Source organism: Sphingobacterium sp. UBA7249, from assembly GCF_002472835.1.
GTDB classification, from domain to species: Bacteria; Bacteroidota; Bacteroidia; order Sphingobacteriales; family Sphingobacteriaceae; genus Sphingobacterium; species Sphingobacterium prati.
Genome location: NZ_DKST01000012.1, coordinates 208,685 through 233,483 on the forward strand (window position 1 = coordinate 208,685; position 24,799 = coordinate 233,483).

25 protein-coding genes are annotated in these 24,799 nt (G+C 37.5%); 15 read left to right on the plus strand and 10 right to left on the minus strand.

From position 1 onward, the window contains the following. Positions 1-474 carry an Lrp/AsnC ligand binding domain-containing protein gene (locus B4A24_RS08750; RefSeq protein ID WP_046674894.1) on the minus strand — a complete coding sequence of 158 codons (474 nt, stop codon included), beginning with the start codon at positions 472-474 and terminating at the stop codon, positions 1-3. A gap of 355 nt (positions 475-829) precedes the next feature. Here B4A24_RS08750 and B4A24_RS08755 point away from each other — a divergent pair, with 355 nt between their 5' ends. Next, positions 830-1,876, plus strand: a complete 1,047-nt coding sequence (locus tag B4A24_RS08755) for a hypothetical protein (RefSeq protein ID WP_172392275.1) — start codon at positions 830-832, stop codon at positions 1,874-1,876. Here B4A24_RS08755 and ruvC read toward each other — a convergent pair whose 3' ends face one another. Then, positions 1,877-2,443, minus strand: a complete 567-nt coding sequence (gene ruvC, locus B4A24_RS08760; protein ID WP_293944367.1) for a crossover junction endodeoxyribonuclease RuvC — start codon at positions 2,441-2,443, stop codon at positions 1,877-1,879. A gap of 136 nt (positions 2,444-2,579) precedes the next feature. Between ruvC and B4A24_RS08765 the strand changes: the two genes are divergently transcribed. Both B4A24_RS08765 and B4A24_RS08770 read left to right on the plus strand, forming a co-directional pair. Next, positions 2,580-3,518 carry a lysylphosphatidylglycerol synthase domain-containing protein gene (locus B4A24_RS08765; protein ID WP_293944369.1) on the plus strand — a complete coding sequence of 313 codons (939 nt, stop codon included), beginning with the start codon at positions 2,580-2,582 and terminating at the stop codon, positions 3,516-3,518. Beyond that, positions 3,502-4,632, plus strand: coding sequence for a glycosyltransferase (locus B4A24_RS08770; protein WP_293944371.1), 1,131 nt, complete (start codon positions 3,502-3,504; stop codon positions 4,630-4,632). The genes B4A24_RS08765 and B4A24_RS08770 overlap by 17 nt, the downstream gene beginning before the upstream one ends. Before the next feature lie 6 nt (positions 4,633-4,638). On the opposite strand, the gene B4A24_RS08775 is transcribed toward B4A24_RS08770, so the two are convergent. Continuing rightward, positions 4,639-5,373 carry a lysophospholipid acyltransferase family protein gene (locus tag B4A24_RS08775; protein ID WP_293944372.1) on the minus strand — a complete coding sequence of 245 codons (735 nt, stop codon included), beginning with the start codon at positions 5,371-5,373 and terminating at the stop codon, positions 4,639-4,641. A 123-nt stretch (positions 5,374-5,496) separates the two neighbouring features. On the opposite strand from B4A24_RS08775, the gene B4A24_RS08780 reads away from it, so the two are divergent. Genes B4A24_RS08780 through B4A24_RS08795 form a run of 4 tightly spaced genes read left to right on the plus strand, consistent with a single transcriptional unit; the run spans position 5,497 to position 8,295 of the window. Beyond that, positions 5,497-5,796 carry a DUF2089 family protein gene (locus tag B4A24_RS08780; RefSeq protein ID WP_293944374.1) on the plus strand — a complete coding sequence of 100 codons (300 nt, stop codon included), beginning with the start codon at positions 5,497-5,499 and terminating at the stop codon, positions 5,794-5,796. 46 nt (positions 5,797-5,842) lie between these two features. Further along, positions 5,843-6,334, plus strand: a complete 492-nt coding sequence (locus B4A24_RS08785) for a hypothetical protein (protein ID WP_293944376.1) — start codon at positions 5,843-5,845, stop codon at positions 6,332-6,334. Beyond that, positions 6,324-6,908, plus strand: coding sequence for a hypothetical protein (locus B4A24_RS08790; protein WP_293944378.1), 585 nt, complete (start codon positions 6,324-6,326; stop codon positions 6,906-6,908). The genes B4A24_RS08785 and B4A24_RS08790 overlap by 11 nt, the downstream gene beginning before the upstream one ends. A 13-nt stretch (positions 6,909-6,921) precedes the next feature. Beyond that, a complete protein-coding gene (locus B4A24_RS08795; RefSeq protein ID WP_293944379.1) occupies positions 6,922-8,295 on the plus strand; it encodes an alpha/beta hydrolase family protein in 1,374 nt (457 codons plus the stop codon). A gap of 175 nt (positions 8,296-8,470) precedes the next feature. Here the strand turns inward: B4A24_RS08795 and B4A24_RS08800 are convergent, their stop codons facing one another. After that, positions 8,471-9,178, minus strand: a complete 708-nt coding sequence (locus B4A24_RS08800; RefSeq protein ID WP_293944381.1) for an SDR family NAD(P)-dependent oxidoreductase — start codon at positions 9,176-9,178, stop codon at positions 8,471-8,473. 2 nt (positions 9,179-9,180) lie between these two features. Further along, on the minus strand, positions 9,181-10,095 hold the full coding sequence (locus B4A24_RS08805) for a lysylphosphatidylglycerol synthase transmembrane domain-containing protein (protein WP_293944383.1): 915 nt from the start codon (positions 10,093-10,095) through the stop codon (positions 9,181-9,183). Positions 10,096-10,570: 475 nt separating this feature from the next. Here B4A24_RS08805 and B4A24_RS08810 point away from each other — a divergent pair, with 475 nt between their 5' ends. From B4A24_RS08810 to B4A24_RS08820, 3 genes are all read left to right on the plus strand, one after another. Next, a complete protein-coding gene (locus B4A24_RS08810; protein WP_172392265.1) occupies positions 10,571-11,134 on the plus strand; it encodes a lipocalin family protein in 564 nt (187 codons plus the stop codon). Between the two features lie 273 nt (positions 11,135-11,407). Further along, the gene (gene gmd / locus B4A24_RS08815) at positions 11,408-12,559 is read left to right on the plus strand and encodes a GDP-mannose 4,6-dehydratase (RefSeq protein WP_293944386.1); all 1,152 of its coding nucleotides are present in this window, start codon (positions 11,408-11,410) and stop codon (positions 12,557-12,559) included. A 99-nt stretch (positions 12,560-12,658) separates the two neighbouring features. Beyond that, on the plus strand, positions 12,659-13,585 hold the full coding sequence (locus tag B4A24_RS08820; protein ID WP_293944388.1) for a hypothetical protein: 927 nt from the start codon (positions 12,659-12,661) through the stop codon (positions 13,583-13,585). A 462-nt stretch (positions 13,586-14,047) separates the two neighbouring features. Here the strand turns inward: B4A24_RS08820 and B4A24_RS08825 are convergent, their stop codons facing one another. The 5 genes from B4A24_RS08825 to B4A24_RS08845 form a co-directional block, all read right to left on the minus strand. Further along, positions 14,048-17,794 (minus strand): HAMP domain-containing sensor histidine kinase, encoded by a 3,747-nt coding sequence (locus B4A24_RS08825; RefSeq protein WP_293944390.1) that lies wholly within the window; start codon positions 17,792-17,794, stop codon positions 14,048-14,050. Between the two features lie 88 nt (positions 17,795-17,882). Next, on the minus strand, positions 17,883-18,656 hold the full coding sequence (locus B4A24_RS08830; RefSeq protein WP_172392261.1) for a succinate dehydrogenase/fumarate reductase iron-sulfur subunit: 774 nt from the start codon (positions 18,654-18,656) through the stop codon (positions 17,883-17,885). Positions 18,657-18,670: 14 nt separating this feature from the next. Continuing rightward, positions 18,671-20,605 (minus strand): fumarate reductase/succinate dehydrogenase flavoprotein subunit, encoded by a 1,935-nt coding sequence (locus tag B4A24_RS08835; protein ID WP_293944393.1) that lies wholly within the window; start codon positions 20,603-20,605, stop codon positions 18,671-18,673. A 57-nt stretch (positions 20,606-20,662) separates the two neighbouring features. Further along, positions 20,663-21,433: a succinate dehydrogenase cytochrome b subunit gene (locus B4A24_RS08840; protein ID WP_293944394.1), complete on the minus strand. Its 771-nt coding sequence runs from the start codon at positions 21,431-21,433 to the stop codon at positions 20,663-20,665. A 172-nt stretch (positions 21,434-21,605) separates the two neighbouring features. Then, entirely contained in the window at positions 21,606-22,202 is a 597-nt protein-coding gene (locus B4A24_RS08845) for a porin family protein (RefSeq protein ID WP_293944396.1), read from the minus strand. An 89-nt stretch (positions 22,203-22,291) separates the two neighbouring features. On the opposite strand from B4A24_RS08845, the gene B4A24_RS08850 reads away from it, so the two are divergent. The 5 genes from B4A24_RS08850 to msrA all read left to right on the plus strand — a co-directional run bounded on the left by B4A24_RS08850 (position 22,292) and on the right by msrA (position 24,787). Next, positions 22,292-22,501, plus strand: coding sequence for a hypothetical protein (locus B4A24_RS08850; RefSeq protein WP_172392257.1), 210 nt, complete (start codon positions 22,292-22,294; stop codon positions 22,499-22,501). Continuing rightward, complete coding sequence (locus B4A24_RS08855) at positions 22,498-22,839, plus strand: tRNA-binding protein (RefSeq protein ID WP_293944399.1); 342 nt, start codon at positions 22,498-22,500, stop codon at positions 22,837-22,839. Before B4A24_RS08850 ends, B4A24_RS08855 begins: the two co-directional genes overlap by 4 nt. Before the next feature lie 9 nt (positions 22,840-22,848). Continuing rightward, entirely contained in the window at positions 22,849-23,316 is a 468-nt protein-coding gene (locus B4A24_RS08860) for a nucleoside deaminase (RefSeq protein ID WP_172392255.1), read from the plus strand. 101 nt (positions 23,317-23,417) lie between these two features. Further along, complete coding sequence (locus B4A24_RS08865) at positions 23,418-24,026, plus strand: superoxide dismutase (RefSeq protein WP_293944402.1); 609 nt, start codon at positions 23,418-23,420, stop codon at positions 24,024-24,026. Between the two features lie 107 nt (positions 24,027-24,133). Beyond that, a complete protein-coding gene (msrA, locus tag B4A24_RS08870; RefSeq protein WP_293944404.1) occupies positions 24,134-24,787 on the plus strand; it encodes a peptide-methionine (S)-S-oxide reductase MsrA in 654 nt (217 codons plus the stop codon). Positions 24,788-24,799 lie beyond the last annotated feature (12 nt).

Below are 24,799 nucleotides of genomic sequence, written 5' to 3' on the forward strand. Positions count from 1 at the left end.
CTAGACTAAGCTGATCTGGCGCTTAATACTTTCTTCGAGCGAGATGATCGTTTCTGTACGCTGGATACCAGGTACCGATTGGATATCTTCATTCAACACTTTTCTGAGATGGACAGTGTCCCTACAGATGATTTTTGCAAAGATACTGTATTGGCCAGTACAATAATGTAGCTCAACCACTTCTTTGATTTCTTTCAATTTATCTACTGCATCTGCATATTGTGAACCTTTTTCTAGATAGATACCGAGAAAGGCAGTAATGTCAAATCCAACTTTTTGAGGGTTGATAATAAGATTTGAACCTCTGATGATACCTAACTCTTCCATCTTCTTCATTCTAACGTGGATGGTACCGCCTGATACAATTAGCTTTTTTGCTATTTCGGTATAAGGAATAGAAGCATCATTCATTAGAATAGACAGGATTTGGATATCCAAATTGTCTAGATCATAGTTTGCATATTGATTTTCCATTAACAATGGGTTTTGTGTTTCATTCATTGGTCATAGATCAAAATCTGACCAATAGCCAAGATAATTAAATTTATTTCAAAATTACTAAGAATTTTCGGTTTATAGATGTAAATTTAATAAAAAATACTTGTTGATATTGATAATGTTATATGTTTTTGTTTAAAAGTGCTTATAATTGTTTTAGCGGTGATTTTATTGTAAGGTTATCGGATTGTTTCGTTATCTTGTTATTAAAGTCAGAAAGACGATAAAGAGATAGGACAAAGATCAAAAACAAAAGACAGGTAAGTAAACTGCAGGTATATTAGATCAAAGTACCAATATGCATATCTAATATCTCAAGACTAAAATAGAAATGGAAGAAGTTCAAGATGTAAAGATTTCGCGAAAGAAGCCAATTTTTGAGGTAGGGGAAGGGCTTCATAAATATCTTAAAATGTATCAACGCGATGAAAAGCTGCCTATTGGTTATAAGGATCTATTAAATTTTACCGAGACTGTGCCGGTAATGGATAAATTTGGTCATGATACTTTTTGGGAAACGCCACTTTATCCACAACATGTGATCGACCAATTATATGACGGATTAAAGGTCATCTATGCCAAGCTTAAAGCTTCTGGTAATACACGAATTGTACAGCACAAATATATCGATCGCGTCGAGTATTGTGGTTTTGGCAATACAAGACCATTCCGGATTCGTATTGTAAACCGATTGAATGACGTCTACGATTATTTTTATATCAAACAGGCAGACGCATCAAGGATCTATGGTTTGGAATTGGAGGAAATATTATCGCCCAATCAGGTGAATTATATGGTGGATCAGGATACATTGGTTGAGGAACATATTGTTGGTATTCCAGGAGATGTATTTTCCCAAACCAGAATGTTTACGCCTGATTATAATTTGACGCGTATTTCGAAGGAATTTGTGAAGTTTAATGAGCGTTGTATTATCACTTTGCTGGGAGATATGCGTGCCTATAATTTTGTCATGCAGATTACTCCCGATTTTGACGATTTTCAGTTCAGGATCAGAGCGATTGATTTTGATCAGCAATTTTATGAGGGCAATCCTAAGGTATATATGCCACAGTTTTTTAAAGAGAATTATCCATATGTTAAACTTGCAATGGAGCATTTAACTGAAAAAACCGTGTTGCAATATCAACAGGAGGAACGTTCTTCCATTGTACATAGAGTGCGAAGTGAGCGACACCGGATCGCTGATCTCCGGGACGCATCACAGATGCAAGTTCTTTCAACAGCAGAGAATATCAAGCAACTTCGCGAGGGCTATGCTGAGTTTTACCAAAATAATTCCTACCTGAAATGTAAAACAATGACGGATATTGTAGAATTAAACGTAAAAAATGTTATTCGGCAAGTGCAAATGTAGCTACTTGATTCGGTCTTTGTTGTCTTTGATAAAAGAGGACCAACCTGAGTAGGATTTTCCACCGCCTGAGGTACTATTTTTTTGAAATGAATGACAAACTGCAATGGCTAAGCCATCTGTTGCATCCAAAAATTGTGGAGTTTCTTCAAATTTTAGGAGATTTTTGAGCATGGCCGAAACCTGTTCTTTGGTAGCATTTCCATTTCCCGTGACTGACTGCTTTATTTTTCTAGGTGAATACTCAAAGATCGGAATATCCTGCGCCAATGCTGCAGCCATTGCAACACCCTGTGCCCGCCCGAGTTTGAGCATAACTTGAATATTTTTTCCATAGAAAGGAGACTCCAGTGCAACACAATCCGGATTATATTCTTGCATTAATGCAGAGGTCTTTTTGAAAATGCGTTGTAGTTTTAGCGCATGGTCATCGAGATGCCCCATTTTGATCACACCCATTGAAATAAGGGATATGGTATTGCCGACTTCTCTGATAATTCCGTACCCAAGTACCACTGTACCCGGGTCTATCCCTAGAATAATTCTTTCTTTCGCCTTTTCCTTCTGCATGTACAATATTACAAATTTTGCTCTTTATAAGTGGATTGATGTGTACAAAACTTAATCATTTGGCTAAAATTTAGTAACATTGCTCTCTAATTATCAAAAGTTGACTGGGAGACAAAAAAAATATATCAGTCTTTTATTGAAGATACTCGTTTTTGTACTTGCGACATGGTACATCATTGCCAAAGTATCTGATAAGAGCAATATCGGTAAGTTTAAGACTTTAATCGTAGGATTAGAGCAGCATTCTGTCGTCTTGACATTGATCTTGATTGTCGTTTTAATGCTCGTAAACTGGCTTTTGGAGGTTGTTAAATGGCGCTATCTTGCATCCAAGCTGGAACAAATATCGTTTTGGAAAGCATTTCAATCCGTTTTTTGTGGGCTTACATGGGCTATTTTCACGCCAAATAGGATTGGGGAATATGGTGGGAGGGTTTTGTTCCTCCAGCCTCAAAATAGGGCAAAGGGCGCCGTTGCGATGGGGGTGGGGCTATTTGCCCAATTGGTATTGACAAGTGTAGCTGGATCACTGAGCATTGCCTGGTTTATCTGTAAGTTTTTATCCACACCTTTATCCGTTCAATTTGCCGTTTGGTTGCTTGCTATTATTTATGCTATTGGATTTGTTATATTGTACTTTAATGTGAGATGGGTGGATATACTCGTTGGTAAAATTAAATTTTTGACAAAGATCAAACCGTTTTTTGAAGTCCTTGAACATTATTCAGCACGTGAACTTAGTATTGTCTTGATAAATTCATTGGCCAGATTCATCATTTTTACTTCACAGTATATTATTTTGATGAAGTTGACTTTACCTGAGTTACCACTTCTGTCCATGATCTTGATGATTTTCATTCTTTTTTTCGTCCAGGCAGCATTGCCTACCTTGGATATTTTTGATTTTAGTGTCCGCAGTTTTGTTGCAAGTAATCTTTATAGCTATATTACAACACAAGAAATTGCAGTGATGGCGATCGTATCCTGTATTTGGTTTGTTAATTTGATTCTACCCGCAGTATTTGGTTCTATTTTTGTTTTTAAGATTAATTTTTTCGGTGATACAAATTCTTAGCTATTTATTGATCAGTTTTGCTTGTGTGTACGCAATTTTGGTATTGTGGATGCGTAAAGGCTGGACTACCATCCAAGCTCCCATCAGTCCTTTAGTTTGTACGAAGACTGTATCGGTAATTATCGCTGCGCGTAATGAGGAGCTAAATATACGGCGAACGATAACGTCAATATTGAATCAAAATTTTCCGGACGAACTTCTTGAACTCATTATCATTGATGACCATTCGGACGACAATACCTCTGCCATTGTTAGAGAATATACTGAAAATGGTGTAAAATTGATCCAGCTTAATGAGAATGGACGAATGAATTCTTATAAAAAGTTGGCAATTTCACGAGCAATTGACTGCTGTAGAGGGGAGATTATTATCACTACAGATGCAGACTGCCGAATGGGACCAAATTGGCTAGCTGCCGTGATCGGAACCTTTGAAAAAGAAAATGCTTATTTATTGTCTTCTCCTGTAGTCTATTCAGAGGAAAAGAGTTTTTTCGAGCGCTTGCAGACCTTGGAATTCCTTTATCTTATAGGTCTTGGAGCAGCTGGAATAGGCAATAGAAAACCAACGACCTGTAACGGAGCGAATTTAGCGTATCGAAAAGACGTTTTTACGCAAATGGGCGGTTTTAGAGGAATTGATGAACTTGCTTCTGGTGACGATGAGTTATTTTTGCATAAGGTAGCGGAAAAGTTTCCAGAACGAATTGCGTTCTGCAAATCGGAGGAGGCGATCGTGTATACCGATGCTAAGCCTGATCTTAGCTCATTTATTAGCCAAAGAAGACGTTGGGCTTCTAAAAGTACAAAGTACAAAAATAAAGGTGTTATTGCTTTAGGAATCGCTATCTGGCTATTTAATGTGCTGTTGTTGGTCGTAACGATTCTTGCGGTTGTAGCTGTTAAAATCCTTGCTTGGGTTGTCCTCTTTGCATTCCTGCTTAAAATGACAGTCGAATTTTTCTTTATCCAACCGCTAACAAAGTTTGCAAGGCGCAGTAATTTGCTCTGGTATCTCCCAGTCCTGAGCCTTGCCCACATTTTTTACCTCGCCTATATCGGGATATTAGGAAATATTGGCAAATATGATTGGAAAGGTCGGCAAGTCAAATAATACAATTTAATTTTCCACTTTTTGCTTAATCTTCTCTTCAGCTAATTTTACGATTTCCTCAATATTTTTATTGCTTGTATCCAAAGGGTCCAGTACCTCCCATGTCATATGTAGAAAAGGTGTTAGGGGATACATACCATATTGGACCATTTCGTAAGATCCTTTGATTGCAATCGGAACAACCAATGCATTGGGATTTTTCTTTAACAGCGTCGCAATACCTCCAATGTGAAAAGCTTTCATCTTACCTGTTTTAGATCGGGTCCCTTCCGGAAAGATAAAGGCAGACCAGTTCTTCGTCTTCATATTGTTGGCAAGTTTGAGAATTTCTGCGATTGACTGTTTGGGATCATTGCGGTCTATATTGGCGGCGCCGCCATGTTTAAGATTGAATGAAATACTTGGTATACCACTGGCCAGTTCGATCTTTGAGATAAATTTTCCATGAAATCTCCGCAGAAAATAGATGAGTGGAGGAATGTCAAAGGTGCTTTGATGATTGGCAACAAAAATAATAGGTTGCCCCAAAGGGATGGATTTGTTGTCAATAAAAGTAACTCTATTGAATAATGTATAATAAGATGCAACCAAACAGGCATTTAATAGATCCACGCTTTTTTTGTGCGCACGATAGCCCCCCAGTTTTAAACATAGCCATTGAATGGGATGAAATATAACAAGGGATAAACCAAAACAGAACCAAAATAAAATAGATAGGATATAGCCTAAAAACTTTTTCATACACTTTGTTTAATGTTTACAAATATATCATTAAGCGATGATTTTGTAAAATATTAATAATATGTTATTTTATATTAATATTATTAATGCTATATTTAACAATGTTAATATTTATATTACGAAATGAAAAAGATACCCGTAAATTGTCCATGTTGTGATGCGAAGCTAAAAGTCTCTAAATTGGTTTGCGATTCCTGCAACACGGAAGTTGTCGGTAAGTTTACTTTACCCTTGCTTATGCAACTGACTATTGATGAACAAGAATTTGTCCTGAATTTTCTTAAGTATTCCGGTAGTTTAAAAGAGATGGCCAATCAAATGGGTAAGTCTTATCCAACTGTTCGTAATATTTTGGATGATCTGATCCATAAATTAAATTCGCTTGCTAATACGAACAATGTTGGTGCAAATAGGATGATTTAGGTAGCCTTAAGTATTGAAGCAGTGATATACAAAGCAATTACTCAAGATGAGAAATAATACACTTTATAACGAGAGTCAATCATTTTTTAGTTGGTGGCTATGTCTGATCCTTTTATCTGTTAGCGTAGCTAGCATCTCCGCTCACTGGCAGGATATTTTACAGTTCAATTTTGCTCCTCTGTTTAGATTACCTGGATTCTGGATAAATTTAGCCTTGTGGTGTTTCTTCGGCGTGCTTCGTTTAAAGACCACTATTCATGAGAATGGGATTGAAGTCTATTTTTTTCCATTTAATTTCTATCGAAAAAGGATTGCGTGGGGTGATATAACTACAGTTGAAGTACGAAAATATAGTCCAATTGCAGATTTTGGAGGCTGGGGCCTGAGAAGAGGAAGTAGAGGAAGAGCTTTTTCAGCTCAAGGTAATATGGGCTTGCAACTTACCATGAGAAATGGGAACGTACTGCTCATCGGAACTCAAAATCCAGCGGAGATCGAACAATTGAATTTATCCAAATTCTTAAACAATGAAATTTAAACAGCTATTTCTAAACCCATTTGAAGAGTTTTCGGAATGGAAACTATTTTTTGCAGGCGCCATTGGTTTTTTGCTATCGAGCTATTTTGTCTATTTATCAGGGGAGCAATTCAATGGTTTTATGCACTTCTATCGACCAGAGATAGCAGTCTCTTTCGTTGCTGTTTTAAGAGTCCATGCTTATATGGTTTTAGCTCCTTTAGCCTTATTATATATTGTAGGTCTTATATTATACACCAAAACAAGGCTTATTGATGTATTAAACGTGATCCTGATTGTGCCATTTCCGCTTTATTTAGCACTTCTTTTGGGAAGACTATTGCATCAGGATAAGTTTACCAAACAACTGGATGAAGCATTAAAAAGTGGTGACCATACTTTGTCGAGTATAGACAAGAGCCAAATGATCCTGTTTGGTATATTCGGGTTATTGGTTTTGTTTCTTCTGTTTTATCAGTTTTATTTATTGGTGAAAGGAATGAATATAGCCGTTAACAATAAAAAGATTTGGGTTAGTATACTGTTTGTGGCACTATATTTTATGCTTGATGTGGGTATACAGTTTTATTTTTAATGGAAAGGAACTTATGAAGAAAATTCTCTACTTGTTTTTAATCTGTTTACATTTTTCATGTGCAGACGCACAGTCATTTGATGGGTCGTGGAAAGGTGAGGTGAGCGTGTCTGGGCAGAAATTACTTTTGGTATTCAATTTACAGAAGGATAGTGCTAATAACTGGGTGGGAACCTTTGAAAGCCCCATGCAGACCTCGCTGAAGTTTCCAGTTGATATGATAAAAACGAACAAAGACTCGATATCGATGGAGGTCAAAGCGATTGGTTTATTTTATAGAGGCTACTTGGACCGCGACAAAGATGTGATGAAAGGCGCCATGAAACAGGGCAGTTTTGAATCCGCGATGATACTGGTGCGTAGTGAGAGTGAGCAAAGTGGGCTTTCACGCAAGCAAGATGTCTTTCCGCCCTATGATTACATCGAGCAGGAAATCTCATTTCAGAATGTAAAAGGTAATGCTTCGCTTGTCGGAACCTTAACATATCCAAAAGGAGGGGGATCTTTTCCGGCTGTTGTCCTGGTCAATGGTAGCGGACAGCAAAATAGAGATTCAGAAGTTTTTGGACACAGACCATTTAAAATATTAGCGGATCATCTTACTAAAAAGGGCTTCGCTGTGCTGCGTTATGATGACCGTGGTATTGGAAAGTCCAAAGGAGAAGTTAACTTGGCTACGACGATTGATTTCGCATCAGACGCAAATGCAGCCGTGGATTTTCTGAGCAAGCAGCAGATGGTCAAAACAGGAAAGATTGGTGTCATTGGCCATAGCGAAGGTGCTTTAATAGCGGAAATGGTTGCAGCAGAAAACAGTAAGGTCAACTATATTGCGCTTTTATCTGGTCCTGTCCTCAAAGGAGATTCTTTATTGATTCTACAGAGTTATGCGCTCGGGAAAGTCGCAGGGTTGTCTGAGCCAGCATTGGAATTGAATAAGGCTAATAACAGAAAGCTATATGACATTCTTTTGAGAGATGAGCCGCCAAAGATTTTGTCGGAATTATTGGAAAAAGAACTTATTCGCCAAAACAATGGAAATGTATTAACATCGGATATGAGAATCAAATTAAGTCCGATGTTAATGCCTTGGTTTAAAACTTTTCTCCGAATCGATCCAAGTTATTACCTTAAGCAAGTAAACGCACCTATTTTTGCTTCTTTTGGAGGAAAAGATATTCAGGTGCCTGCTAACGAAAATATTTATGCACTTCAACGTTTACGCCTGAATACGACAGATGTGACGATCAAAGACTACCCAAATTTGAATCATCTCTTTCAAAATGCACGGACGGGGAAAATTGAAGAATATTTTGAAAATTCAGAAAGTTTCAATGAGCAATTGATGGATGATCTTACGAAATGGCTTAAATTGAAAACAAAATAATCGAATCTTAAATTTGGTCTTTACGGTATTCGCTTTTGGCAACCTAACATAAGTTTTCGGAATCGGAGAAAAATTAAATTCCGATTATACATGTTCAAGGCTGTATAATCGGAATTTATAAATGTATATTCTGGTGTCGATGATCAGCAACAACCTGTTGCCTTTAAGCGCTCTGTTATGGCGTCGTATTGGCGACAGGAAGAATTTTGCCATTGAAATATTGGTGTCCGTTCTGAGCAAACTCCGCAATGTACCGACCCATTTCAAAGGCTAGCGTGCCCGCTTGCATACCGGGAAAAGCTGCTTCAAACATTTCAGTTTGTGACGAGCCTAATGCTAAACAGTTGACCTTAATTCCCTTTTCCTTAAATTCTTCAGCGAGACATTCTGTTAAAATAGCCAAAGCACCTTTACTGGTAGAATAGGCTGAAAGTCCCGGAAATTTCATTGATCCTTGAAAGCCGCCCATGCTGCTGATGTTGACAATATGGGAACCTTCGTGCATGAATGGAACAACGTGCTGTATCATATTGACATGTCCCATAATATTAGTCTGCAGCATTTCTGCAAAATCCTGCCCACTGGTCTCCATGAATGGTTTATTAATTAATGCACCGGCATTGTTGATCAAGATGTCGACGCTGTCAAATTTCGATTGAATAAAAGGAATTAGCGTTGTGTAATCATCATAGACAATATCAAATTGTGCGGGGAAAAGTGTACCCCCGTCATAATTAAGTTGACTAGCTATTTCATGAAGCTTCCTCAATTTGTCTGCAGATCGAGCCAATGCGATGACTTTGTTGTCCTTTTTTGAGGTCAAATCAAGTACAGCCTCAAATCCGACGCCACTGCTTGCTCCTGTTATAATAATATTCGCCATGTTTATTCCTCTAATTTTTGACTTTGTTCAACTTCTTCGACAGAAGGTAGTTTATCCTCACCAATTGCTTTAGGATTGAAGATAAAATAAATTCCGGAGAGTGCGACCATCGCCGAGATAATATAAAATAACAATGTGATCAACACCGCATTGTGTGAGTCAACCTGAAATATGCCTGCTCCCCACATGATCACGAGCTCACGCATACCCAATCCCCCCACAGAGAAAGGAATGATAGAGACTAACGAAGAGGCCAAAAATAGAAATAGGTAAGGGGAGAATTTTCCGTTAAATCCTAAGGCATAAAGAATTAAAATCGCTGCGATCACTTGCATTGACTGTACGCCTATAGCTTTTAAGTGTGCTTGTAAAAAGGTAGACTTATATTCACTGAAAAATTTTGTAACAACAAAATAGTAGAGGATGCTCCCTGATACAAACAGGATGACCGTCAAGTAATTTGGTATTCCTAGTTGTGGCATGTAAGTGACTAATGCTGCAATGATTAGGCATAAGGCCCATAAACCACTTAATCTATCTAAGAATAATGCTGTAAATAATTTCCTGCCTTTGATACTGAATCTTTTTCGAAGGAAGAATATTTTGTAACCATCCCCGCCCACTCCACCAGGTAAAATGAGGTTATAGAACAGTCCCAATTGGTAAAGCTTCAAATTATATTTTTCAGATACGTCTAAGCCAATAGCCCTCAGAAATGTCAATAAACGTGATGAGGATATAAAAATTGAACTACTATATGCTAATAAAGCTAGAAATAAATAGAAGGGATTTGAATGAATTACAGCTTCTTTGAGATCTTTTAATGAAACTTTACTGAAAACCCAGTAAAGGGCTCCCACTGTAACGACAATCTTCAATATATTTTTTAGGATCTTAAAACCTTTTTTTTTGTCCATAGAAGTTTATTTTTCCAATCTTAATCATACGTATTAGCGATTTTGGAAAATTCAAAGTTAGGAACTTTGTCGAATTGTGCAATTGTACTTATGCGATAGTTGGGTAAATTCTTGAATACAATAATATCAAGTATAAAATACCGAATATTGTCGCAAGAGAAAATAGCCAATTTAGGTCAATTCTATTATATTTGTGTTTTAGCACAGCAATCATTAATCCGACGATAAAACAAAATAATAAGATAGGGGCAATGAAAGCAACCTTATTTGTGAACGCTAGGCTGATTTGGTTTAATTTCGTCTTTGCTTCCTGTCCCAAAAAAAGAGGGTAGGTGGCGAAGGCTAAAAGAATAATGAATAACCTTAAAAGAGTTTTTGCGATTATTTTGCTTATGGTATGATTTTTGGCTGTAATCTTCATGATTTGTGGATTAATTTTACCCCAAAAATACAATTTGAAATTAAAACTAGACATATGAATCGATTCGTTTTATCATTAGCAACAGTTTTTGCTACGGTGACCTTGTTCTCTTGTGGTGCACAAAAGCAAGGTACATCTACTGGAAATCCTGGTTATGGGTCTTCCAATACAAGTGCAACTTCGGGACCTAGCGCCTCAGAATGGAAATCTGCTGTGAAGGGAACTTGGACACTAAATTCAATCGATAGAGAAAACTTACCTTCGACATTCACCATTAAAAGTGTATTTGAGGAAGCTCCTGCGGAATGTTTTGTCGGTAGTACATGGAACTTCATTGGAAATGGAAAGGGATCAATCACGTTCAATGCCCAAGGTACTTTATGTGCTCCGGGTGCATCGCGTGAGATCTTTTGGTCGATATACAATCCTGGAAAAGGTTTAGGCGAACCGCAATTCCAATTTAAAAAGATCTATGCAGGAGACAAAGCAAAGAATGTAACAACAGGTTATCGTTTAGATCTGTCTTATTCTGATGGCAACAAATTAGTTATGAAAATGCCATTGACAGTATCTAATGGTGAAGCTTACTTGGTGTTGAATTTTTCGCGTGTAAACTAAGCTCAATCGAGAAAAAAAGAATAACGAGAAGCTATAGGAAATCCTATGGCTTTTTTTTGTGGAAAATTTAATACTTTTACACGCTGAATCCATCATGATTTATTCAAACTTGAAGTGTGAATTGATGAATACAAAAAGCGGAAGCTGTATGAATAATTGCTTTTGAGACGAATAAATCAGATAGCAGCGTTACCTTAGAAAACAGATTTATCAGATGAAAAATAGCATGATTCCCAATGCTTAAGCTAGGAACTGCTTAATATAGATAGAAATATGGCTGAACAAAACACGAAAACTGCATTGATAACAGGTATTACAGGGCAAGATGGCGCCTATTTAGCAGAATTCCTATTAAAAAAAGGATATAGGGTTCATGGGCTAAAACGCCGTAGCTCCCTATTCAATACCGATCGTATTGATCACCTTTATCAAGATCCTCATCTTGACAATAGAAATTTTACATTGCATTTTGGTGATTTGACAGATTCAACTAATTTGATCCGTGTCATTCAGGAGACTCAACCGGATGAAATCTATAATCTAGCGGCTCAATCCCATGTTAAGGTGAGCTTTGATACGCCCGAGTATACGGCCAATGCTGACGGTATCGGTACACTTCGTATTTTAGAGGCTGTCAGATTATTAGGAATGATCGAGAAAACACGTATTTACCAAGCCTCAACTTCGGAGCTATATGGTCTTGTGCAAGCGGTACCACAAAGTGAGACGACTCCTTTTTACCCAAGAAGTCCATATGCTGTTGCCAAAATGTATGGCTATTGGATTACTGTTAACTATCGTGAAGCTTACAAGATGTATGCCTGCAATGGGATTTTGTTTAATCATGAAAGTCCTGTCAGAGGTGAAACATTTGTAACGCGTAAAATAACCCGAGCCGTTGCAAAAATTGCATTGGGATTGCAGGATAAACTTTATTTGGGGAATCTTTCGGCTCAGCGTGACTGGGGACATGCCAAAGACTATGTTGAAGCGATGTGGCTAATCCTACAACAGGAAAAACCTGAGGATTTTGTCATCGCAACCGGAGTTACAACAACGGTCAGAGATTTTGTCCGTTTGGCCTTTGCGGAATTGGGAATAGAAATTGAATTTAGTGGGAAGGGCGAACAAGAAAAAGGAGTAATTATTGATGTTGATGAGGAGCGTTTAGCTGAATTAAATATTGATAAATCACTTATTAAATTTGGACAAACTGTCGTTAAGGTAGATCCTGCCTATTACAGACCGACGGAGGTCGATTTACTTATCGGAGATCCTACCAAAGCGAATACCAAACTAGGTTGGACACCTAAATATAATCTTCAGATGCTGGTAACAGATATGGTACAATCCGATCTTCATTTGATGAGAAAAGAAGAGTATTTGAAACAAGGTGGTTTTCAGACGTTGAACTATTTTGAATAATTCATAAATGATAATGAAAAAATAAAACTGGAATAATTTTTGTTTAAACATTTATTGGTATGAATTGATGTATTCATACAATGAATATGATAGTGTATTATGATGAATTCAGAGGTTGTTTCGAGCAAGAAGGAAGAAGAGAAGAAGAAAGATACTTCTAAAGTTTATTTCTTCATCATTGCGATCGCAGCGTTACTAGCAACGAATATATATTTTTATGTTAAGTTTAAGACAAATGGAGAGAAAGTCTATGCCTTAACTGTGGAAAAGGAAAATCTTCAGGTACAGATCGACCGGATAGAGGCCGAGTTGGACAAGATTGATGTAGAAAATGTTCAATTGACTCCTGAGATGACGGTGCAAAAAGATGATTCGCGAGCGGAAATTGCTGAACTAAGAAAAAAACTTGAAAATAAGAGTATAACTCCTAAAGATATTGATGACGCTCAGCGTAAAATCAATTTGTTAAAAAAGCAGGTTGATCATTATCGGGTAGATGTTCAACGCTTGGTTCAGGAAAATCAAATTTTATCAAAGCAGAATTCAAATTTGAATGAATCGGTTGTCGAGAAAAATAAGCAAATTACTTCTCTGACAACAACTAATGCTGAATTAAAAGAAAAAGTGACGACAGCATCTGCTTTGAAGGTTTCAAGTATCAGTATCAATGGTCTTGAAGTCAAAAAGAACGGTAAGGAGTCAGTTGAAGAGCGTGCGAAACGGGTGGATAAATTGAAAATTAATTTTACCATAACTGACAATTCATTGGCTAAAAGTGGCGAACGCGATATTTTTGTGAGAATCATTGATCCTCAGGGGAATCTTGTGATACAAGGAGATAATATTTTCTTTGTACATGGGGAGAAGTTGCAGTATACCTTTAAACATAATATTTTGTTTACAAATAAAGGTGAAGATTATGTGGTGTATTGGTCTGCTGAAAACGGTTTTACCAAAGGGGCGTACACCGTCTTGCTTTATGAAGACAATGCTATAATGGGTAGATCAACAGTTGTATTGCGTTAGACAGATGACGTATTTTCTCTCGTTGCAAGTCGTAAGATAGAGCCTGTGATGTTTTTCAAAAGATGAATGTAAAGTAGAGCTTTTTGGTTCAGGGTACTGTTTCATAAAGTGTGTAAGTTATAGAAATGCGGAGTTCGAAAGGACCTCGCATTTTTTATTATTTACTGAACTTTATAATAGTAAGACAGGAGGGCACTATTAAACGATAAAGAGCTCTTAGAGAATTTTAAGGCCGTATTGTTGAAGTTTTTCGCACTCGAAATTCTCTTTTTACCGACATGTTAGTCTATATTGTAGGATTTGTATTGTATCAATACGCATAGGATAGATTCGCTATCGGCTTTGCCTTTTCCTTCGCGAACAAAGCCATTAAAGTTGCTGCAGCTTTTCAGGAGCTATCCAAGGAGGGTATTTTACCATGAAATACTATGGAGTTCTTTTATGAAATGGGACAATAAAGCATTAAGATTCTGTTTGTTGTAATGGAAGTAATATATGAAAGGTAGTTCCTTCTCCTTCCGTTGTTTCAAAATATATCTGTCCATTACTAGCTTCGATTGTTTTCTTTACCAATACCAGACCTAAACCATTTCCTGAGCTTTTTGTAGTGAAGTTGATCTGAAATATTTTATCTTTCATTCCTTCGGGGATTCCATAGCCGTTGTCTTTGACATCTATCTTTACAAACTTGTCGGAGTAACGTTCGATGGAAATTTCTATCTTCATATTTTTTCGTCCATACCCGCCCTCAATAGCGTTTTTTATCAAATTATTAAATGTACGCAATAGTTCATTTCCATCTGCTTTAACAATCAATGTTTTTTGATCGGCATTGTTTATTAGTCGGATGTTGACATTAGGTGTGTTATTATAAAGGGATATTGATTTTGCTATTTTTTCGACGATATTGATATTTTCCATCACAGTTGTTGGAAATTTTGCAAAATGGGAGAACTCGGAAGCAATTTGTGTTAACGCATCTATTTGTTCAATAAATGAAGTAGAGAACTTATTGAAACGATCAGGGAATTTAGGATCATCGTCTTTATAGGATCTCCGCAGCTGTTGTATGCCCAATTTCATTGGCGTTAGCGGATTTTTGATCTCATGAGCAATCTGCTGGGCCATCTCACGCCAGGTTGATTCACGTTCGGTATCCTTTATTTTATTGGCATAGTCCTCGAGTTTTATGATCATGAGGTTATACTCTTTGATCAATGTCCCAATTTCATCATTTCTTTGCCAAAATAAAGGTTCATTGGGCTGTCCTAGTCGAAGTTGGGAGATCTTTTTACTGATTATGCTAAGTGGATTGGTTACACTGTTTGCGACGAAAGTCGCATAAAAACCGAAGCCGATGATGATCAAAGAGTAAATGTTAACAATTGTGTTCAGTAGCAAATTTTTATTGATATTCTCCTCTTTTTGAAGTGAGAAATTCGGAATGCCAATATAGGCCAATGTACTGTAGTTTCTATCCCTTATTGTCGCATAGCTTGTTTCAAATTGGAAAGTTCCGATCCGTTCATCTTCAATCGTTTCTGATTTTTTAAGCAGGGAGAGATTTTTGAGCGCCGCCGGATTGATAAAAGTGGAAAAGAGTTCCAAGTCATAAATCCTGCGTTGAGAACTGTACAATAACCTGCCCGATTTTGAGTATAAATTGAAATCCTTAGATATCGTCTCGGATAAAGTTTTTAAAATACTAATGAGTTGGTTTTCATTAGAGACTTCGTCCGTATAAGTGAGCATATTTTCCATCCGTTTGCCCAATTCAATAATGAAACGCTCTTTGCTATTTCTATTGTTGTTGTAAAGCTGTTTATTGATGCTGATATATGAAATCACAGCGGATATTAGAATCGCTAATATAACAGAGGAAATAATTGAGGTCTGTATACGTGTAGAATATTGTATCTTGTTGATAATTTTATAAAACTGATATTTCAAGTTGCGGAATGTAAGCTTCGTGTTCTTCAGAAAGATATAAAACGATGCTGCATAATGAAAGAGCATGAAAATCATGAAAAATACCAAAAACAGGAAAGAAGTTGTGGCAACATAGTCCCAGAAAGAAGGTTTCTGTTTGCTAATGACATAAGTCGAGAATGTATTGGCAATATAAGCCATGTGAAGATATGAATCTCGATCCAATACTTCAATGTATTCTCCCGGTTGACCTTTTAATCCTCGAAGGTTATTTTCGTAAGTATATTTGCCAAATTGAGTAACAAGTGATCCGCCTTTATATAGAGCAATTGAATATTCACCTTTATTATAATATTGCGAATTATTGATCCGCATATCTGTCAATATTTCAGGGTAGGGCACGGTGTAACTGAAATCCTTGTTGGATAAATTGATAATTACGTTAATAACCCTGTTCTGATCGATCCTCACTGGAATGATCGAAAAATATTCATGAGTCCCTAATTCGGCACTAGCACGGTAGAAATTTTGTGTAACTTTTATCGACTTATTGATTACTTTTTCTCTATATTCATTGATTCTGTTTTGACCATTTGGATTTAATGGAATATTATTTTGATCATAGTAATATGCCTTAAATTCATATTTCGAAAGATAGCCACTGAAATATTTTTTCTTGATAAAATCATTGATCCCCTCTGTATTTGTATACGGTAGACTGATGTTAAACAAATGTTTTAGTTCTTTATCATTGCTGATCCCCGTCTCAATGTCTGAAAATAATGAAACTGCATTCACGTCGTCTTCTGACTGCAGATTGTTCAGCAATATCTTCATATCGATGAGGTCTCGCTCCTGATAGAAACGTGCATGGGTAATTGTACTGATGATTGCCCAAAGGATAAGAACAGCAATATAATTAGTCAATAGATGTCTATCGAAATATTTTTCTCCAAAGGATTTGATTAGAATAATCAGAGCCAGAAGCAAATTGACCAAACTATTTTTCTCAATGTAGATTGAAATAATAAGAATGACAAAAATAACACTGGCTAATTGAATATTTAATAGTTGGGTAGGTTTTAGTTCTAACTTTTTAAGAAAAAATAAGACTAGGTCTATGTAAATATTTAGGGACAGAATCCCCAATCCGATAATACCAAGATCCACCCAACTTAGAAAGTGCAGATCAACAAGTTTGGTGAAATCAAAATAGATATTATTTGAATGTGTCACCAATGTTCCCGCAATATCATATAAAAGCGCAAAGGATAAATATATGCTTAGTATGAGGCCTATCGCAAGGGGTAATTTAAAGAGCCTAATGTTTTTGACCTTGTCAAAATTGAGTTCTTTTCGAATAGAATAGATAAATAACATCCACCATAGAATCAATATTGTCGTGGAGAGTACAGACCAAATATTAGGAAAGAAACTATTGTAGGCATAGTTGCGGGAATCAAATATAGCGAATGTAGCATTTTCTGAGAGTAGATTCCATTTCAAGTCTGCAAATTTGACAAGGATAAATATACCAGCAAGCAGTGCTATAGCCCACCAAGCTCTTTTGGTCTTAGCCATGTGGAGACAAAGGCTGTTAAAAAAAATCAATAGTGCTATCCAAGCTAGTAACCAGCAAAAGAATTGTAAGATGGTATAGATATTTTCATGATTACCGTCTTTGAGTTTCACAGAAAACAGATAAGAGCCCTCATTACTATAAATGTTTTTGATGGCTACGGTATCTGTATAGGATGCTATGTCGATGTTTCGTGTATCAAAGAGATTACGTCGCAGTGACGCGTTTAAATAAGGATTGTTATTGTTGGTATAGGGTTTAACTAGAATATATGCAAGTATGCTTATATTTCCAATTGTTTTTTTACGAACAATATACGAACGGTTGTCATCTTGTACGAAATTTGATTTTTCCAAAAAGCCCTGGTCAGTGATGGGAACAAATAAATTTGTACTCCATAGTTTTGGCTCGTGATCCTTAAAGAGGAATAAATAAACCTTCTGATCATTTTTATATCTTTCAAAGGCCTGATAGACTGCGATAGGGTACTGATCATAATTCTTAAATGTTTTGAGCAGCAAGGAGTCCTTAAAAATACGATCTACTTTTTTCTCTTGTTCGACAATATAGTCATTGAGCGATTTGGTATCGATGTCGAGTATTTCCTTATTTGTAACAGATTCTTTGATGGTAATAGCTGTTCCTATAAAGCAGAGTGTTAAGATCAGTAGAAGTAAACGAATTTTTATACCAGAATTCACGTTAGTCAATTTACATTAGCGTAAATATAAAAAAAAGTCCTTGCTTTCTTAGGGCAAGGACTCTTATATTATTTTATTCTAAAAATACTTATACGTGTGGTTCCTCTTGTCTGAATATTTTAGCAGTCAAGTACTCACGGTTTAAACGCGCAATATTAGTTAATTTAATACCTACAGGACATTCAGCTTCACAGGCACCTGTATTGGTACAGTTACCGAAACCTTCAGCATCCATCTGATCTACCATTGCTTGAGCACGTTCGTAACGTTCAGTCTGACCTTGTGGTAACAAGGCAAATTGAGATACTTTAGCCGATACGAATAACATAGCTGAAGCATTTTTACAAGCTGCAACACAAGCACCACAACCGATACATGTAGCCGATTCGAAAGCTTCATCCGCGATACGTTTAGGAATAGGAATAACGTTAGCATCAGGAACACCACCTGTATTGATATTTACATATCCACCAGCTTGTTGAATGCGATCAAAAGCAGTACGATCAACTGCAAGGTCTTTCAATACTGGAAATGCAGCAGCTCTCCAAGGTTCGATTACGATTGTTTGTCCATCGTGGAAGCTACGCATGTGCAATTGACATGTCGTTGTACCTTCTTTAGGACCATGAGGGCGACCATTGATTACTAACGAACACATTCCGCAAATACCTTCACGACAATCGTGGTCGAAATATACAGGGTCTTCACCTTTACGTGTCAATTCCTCATTCACAATATCAAGCATCTCTAGGAAAGACATATCATCAGCGATGTCCTTTGCCTGATAAGTTACAAATTGACCTTTATCTTTATCATTTTTTTGACGCCAAACTTTCAGCGTTAAATTCATATGTTGTGCCATGATAATTTTCCTTCTTATTTATAACTTCTTTGCGTTAACTGAACGTTCTCGAATACCAAGTCTTCCTTGTGCAACTCCTCAGGTACATTGTCTCCTTTGTATTCCCAAGCGGATACATAAGCAAATTCTTCATCATTACGTTTTGCTTCACCTTCTTCAGTCTGGCTTTCAAGACGGAAGTGACCACCACAAGACTCAGCGCGTTGTAATGCATCAACAACCATTAATTCACCCAATTCCAAGAAGTCAGCTACACGGCCAGCTTTCTCTAAAGAAAGATTTAGTTCTTCGTTCTCACCCAGAACTCTAACATTTGTCCAGAATTCCTTTTTCAACTCTTGGATCAAACCTTGTGCTTTTTGCAATCCTTCAGCTGTACGAGCCATTCCACAGTATTCCCACATGATGAGACCTAATTTTTTGTGGATATCATCAACAGTTTGTGTACCATTTAGGGATAGCAATTTATTGATTTTCTCTTCAACCTCTTTACGTGTAGCTTCGAAAGCAGGATGGCTATGATCTACTGGTGCGAAAGAACCTAGTTTAGCTAAGTAATCACCGACAGTGTAAGGGATCACGAAATAACCATCAGCAAGACCTTGCATCAATGCCGAAGCACCTAAGCGGTTTGCACCGTGGTCAGAGAAGTTACATTCTCCTAATGCATACAAACCTGGGATTGTCGTCATCAAGTTGTAGTCAACCCATACACCACCCATTGTATAGTGAACAGCAGGGTAGATACGCATTGGTTGTTTGTAAGGGTTCTCGTCAGTGATTTGGTAGTACATGTCAAATAAGTTACCATATTTAGCACGTACAGCATCTTCACCTAGGCGGCCGATAGCTTCTTTGAAGTCCAAGAATACGGCGAAACCAGTTTTACCAACACCACGACCATCATCAACGGCTTCTTTCGCATTACGTGATGCTACGTCACGAGGTACTAAGTTACCAAATGAAGGGTATTTACGTTCCAAGAAGTAATCTCTGTCATCCTCTTTGATGTCGTTAGCTTTGATTTCACCTTTGCGTAATCTTTCGGCCATTTCTTGCGTCTTAGGAACCCATACACGACCATCGTTACGTAAAGACTCGGACATCAGCGTCAATTTAGACTGGTGATCTCCAGTTACAGGAATACAAGTAGGGTGAATCTGTGTATAACAAGGGTTAGCGAAGTAAGCGCCACGTTTGTGTGCTCTCCAAGCTGCAGTAACGTTACATCCCATTGCGTTTGTAGACAAGAAGAATACGTTACCGTAACCACCAGTACACATTAATACTGCGTGTGCTGCGTGCGTTTCGATTTTACCAGATACCAAGTCACGTGTTACGATACCTTTAGCATGACCATCGATCATAACTAAATCCAGCATCTCGTGACGTGTATATGATTTTACTTTTCCTTTTTTGATTTGACGGTTCAATGCTGAATAAGCACCTAACAACAATTGTTGTCCCGTTTGGCCACGTGCGTAGAACGTACGGCTTACTTGCGCACCACCGAAAGAACGGTTGTCCAATAAACCACCATATTCACGTGCAAAAGGAACACCTTGCGCAACACATTGGTCGATGATGTTTACAGACACTTCAGCCAAACGGTATACGTTTGCTTCACGTGAGCGGTAGTCACCACCTTTGATTGTATCGTAGAATAAACGGAACACGGAGTCACCATCATTTTGGTAGCTCTTTGCTGCGTTAATACCACCTTGCGCCGCAATGGAGTGCGCACGACGAGGTGAATCTTGGTAACAGAAGGTAATTACGTTGTATCCTAACTCAGCTAGTGATGCTGCTGCAGATGCACCAGCAAGACCTGTACCAACAACGATAACGGTAAATTTACGTTTGTTAGCAGGGTTAACCAACTTAAGATTAAATTTATGATTTGACCACTTTTGGGCTAATGGGCCCGCTGGTACTTTTGAATCTAACATATCTCTTAATTTTATATTGATCGATAAAGCCTGAGCTTTACCTTAAAAGATTCTGAATTATTTAAAGAAGAAAAACAATGGCATTATTGCAAAGCCAATTGGAATTAATACCCCAAATACCCAAACTCCGATTGCTCTGATAATTCCAATATATCTTCTGTGGTTAAAACCTAAAGTTTGGAATGCAGATTGGAAACCATGAATTAAGTGGAAAGCCAACGCTGCCATTGCAATGACGTATAAAGCGACTAAGGCCACATTTTTGAAGGCAAAGTCAACTTGCTTGTACAAATCTCTTGCTTTTAAGATTTGAACATTGTTTTCTACCGTTTCTTGGTAGTCGTGGAATTCAGAAGCTTGAAGTTCTCTCGCTGTTGTCTGTCCTGTTGCCAAATCAGTACGGTATTCGATGTAGGGTACTTCATCATTGTGAAACTTCCACCAAAAATTAGACATGTGCGTAGCTAGGAACACTAAAATGACAGTACCTAAGATACCCATGTTGCGTGAATTCCATTTACTGTTTGCTTTACCATCATATTGGGCATAACCAATAGGACGTGCGGCTTTGTTTTTCATCGACAATGTAATGGCGTAGATGACGTGAACGATTACCGAAGCGTACAATAAGTAGGAAACAACTTTGATTGGTGTAAAGTGAGTCATGAAATAAGCGTACTTGTTGAACGCTAGACCCGCATCATCTTTAAATAATTGCAAGTTACCAACCAAGTGAACAACTAGGAATAAACATAGGAAGATTCCTGTTAAGCTCATGATTAGCTTCTTCCCAATCGAAGAACTGAAAACTGGCTTTGATTTACTCATTATCCTTTGTAATTTAATTTTAATTAAGCAAATCTACTATTTGCTATTAAATATGATACCATTTTGACAAGAAAAAGCAGCAATTTAGAATGTTTCTAAAGTTTATTGAAACAAAAAGTCCGTTTTGGATAAAAACGGACTTTTAAATACGGTATCGACTATGGCTAACGGTCTATAGGATACTGAATAATCTATAGCCTAAACCAATGCTCCACATGTTGATTTTTGGGTTTGCCTGGCTCTCGTTATTAACTTTGTTCAACCCCATTTCGTAACGTACATCGACACGTAAGCTCGATATATCAGCTCCAACACCGAATGCCCAAGCTGTACCACTCTTTTTGTAGTTATTTGGATCTAAATTGGCAATGACCTTATCTTGTTTGTCATCTACTTTAAATGAGAAGATCGGGCCGGTTTGAATTCTAGCGCCGATTGGGCCTAAGCCAAAACGCTTACCCAATAACACAGGGATATCAACAGTGGTAAATTTAACGTCTGTCGATTCACCTTCTGAATTAGTTACTTTTGTGTTTTTTCCAGTTAAGTAAATCTCAGGCTGAACATGGAATCCTAAAACGCCAACACGACCATAAAGACCTGCTTGATAACCCGCTTTATTGTCTGAATTGAAATATTTGCCATCGCTTTTAAACTTTGAAAAGTTCAACGCACCTTTTAAACCGACCTCAAATCCAGGCAGAAGCTGCGCTTGTGCCGTTGCTACGCTACCACAAATCAAGAGTAATGCTGGTAAAATCTTTTTCATAATCTTTTATTTATGTATATATTGTATCTTTAAACAAACTTTCACAAGTTTGTTTAAAGATATACAAATTTTATACCTAAATCATAGTTATGCTGAAAATTAACGAAGAACAATGGCAAATTGCCAAAGAAAAACTCCGTCGCAAGTACAATCATTTGAGTGACGAAGATCTAGCTTTTCAAGCAGGTGAAGAGGATAAATTGATCAATAAATTAGCGCAGCGCTTAAGGCGGAACCCCTCTTACATTTTATTCACAATAGGCAAAGAGATTCAGGATATTAACAGCAATAGATTATGAGTGACAACATCAGCTGGACAGATTTTGAAAAAGTTGATTTGCGCGTAGGAACTATTTTGGAAGTACAGGACTTTCCTAGCGCTAAAAAACCAGCTTATCAGCTGAAAATTGATTTTGGAAGCGAAATCGGAACATTACAAAGTAGCGCCCAGATAACAGTCCATTATAGGAAGGAAGAATTGATCGGAAAACAGATTGTTGCAGTCGTGAATTTCCCAAAGAAACAGATTGCTAATTTTTTCTCCGAATGTTTGGTCACCGGATTTGCTGATGAGCATGGAGATATTATTTTGACCTCTGTGGACAGAAAATTACCAAATGGATCGAAACTTAGCTAAGTTTGTGGCATGACATTTATAGATTTTGAAGGAACACAATTAATTGATAGCGATGAATCGTTTATGCGTATGGCATTAAATGAAGCAAGGAAAGCTTTCGAAGAAGGGGAGGTTCCTATCGGTGCGGTAGTCGTACATAGGGGACGTATTATCGGTAAAGGGCATAATCTTACCCAACGCTTGAATGACGTAACTGCCCACGCCGAAATGCAGGCTTTTACAGCCGCGGCAAATTATCTTGGCGGCAAATATCTGGATGATTGTACATTGTATGTAACGATTGAGCCTTGTATTATGTGTGCTGGCGCAGCTTATTGGACCCATATCAGTAAAATTGTCTATGGGGCCAGGGATGAAAAACGTGGTTATTCTCATTTTCACGATAAGATATTACATCCGAAGACAGTCGTTACCCAAGGTGTTTTGCAGGAAGAATGCGCCGATTTGGTAAAATCATTTTTTCGTCAAAAACGGTAAGTAAATATCGAATTTATTGTAACACATAAAAACATAACAAGCTATATTGTGTTATATTTGTATATATAAACGAAGTAATAAACATTTAAATTAAAATAGTTATGGCATTTGAATTAGAAGCGTTACCATACGCAGCCGACGCATTAGAACCACATATCGACAAGACTACAATGGAAATCCACCATGACAGACATCATCAGGCATACGTGGACAACTTAAATAAAGCAATCGCAGGAACAGACGCTGAGAATCTGTCGTTATTGGATATCATCAAAAACGTAAGTAAATATTCAGCAGCAGTACGCAATAATGGTGGTGGTCACTATAATCACTCTTTGTTCTGGAAAGTGTTAGGTCCAAATGCTGGTGGAACTCCAACAGGTGAATTAGCAGAAGCAATCAACGCTGCTTTCGGTTCATTTGATGAGTTGAAAAAACAACTTCAGGCAGCTGGTGCTACTCGTTTTGGATCAGGATGGGCATGGTTAATCGTTGGTGCTGACGGTAAATTAGCGGTGACTTCTACGCCTAATCAGGATAATCCATTAATGGACGTGGCTGAGGTAAAAGGAACGCCAGTTTTGGGTATCGACGTTTGGGAGCACGCTTATTACTTGAAATTCCAAAATAAACGTCCAGCTTATTTGGAAGAAATCTTTAATGTTATCAATTGGGATGCCGTAGCAAAAAATTATGCTGCAGCTAAATAATTGATTCTTTGATAAGAATGAGGAAGCGACAATATGAATATATTGTCGCTTTCTTGCTTTTGTAATGGTTAGATACTAACCAATAGTTCTAAAGTAATTGTACGCCGATGAAATATGTTATTATAGTTTTTGCGGCTATCTTTTTGTTGAGTTCTTGTCAGACTCAAACTCCTACGGCTGAGAAATCTGATTTCTCAAAGCTGCCAGAAAAGAGTGGGAACACCTTGGATACCGCTACATTTGCTGCAGGGTGCTTTTGGTGTACTGAAGCGCAATTTAAAGAATTGAAAGGCGTGCAGAAAGTTGTCTCCGGATATACTGGCGGATGGGTGGTTAACCCTAGCTATGCTCAGGTTTGTACGGGTAATACAGGTCATGCTGAAGCTACTGTTATTGTTTATGACCCAAAAGTAATAAGTTATGATAACTTGCTGGAAGCTTTCTTTGTGTCTCATGATCCTACACAATTCAATCGCCAGGGAGATGACGTGGGGATACAATATCGCTCCGCCATATTTGTACACAACAAAGAGCAATTGGGAAAGGTCCGGTTTTATATTGCCGCTTTGAATAAGGAGAAAGTTTACAGGGAGCCGGTTGTGACGGAGGTGGTACCAGCGACAGCGTTTTATCCTGCAGAAGACTATCATCAGGATTATTATAAAGTTAATGGTAAGGAGCGGTATTGCCAATTGGTTATTAAACCGAAATTGGAAAAATTTAAACGTATCTTTTCCAAGGTGCTTAAAGAAGGTGAGTAACTTTGGGTATTC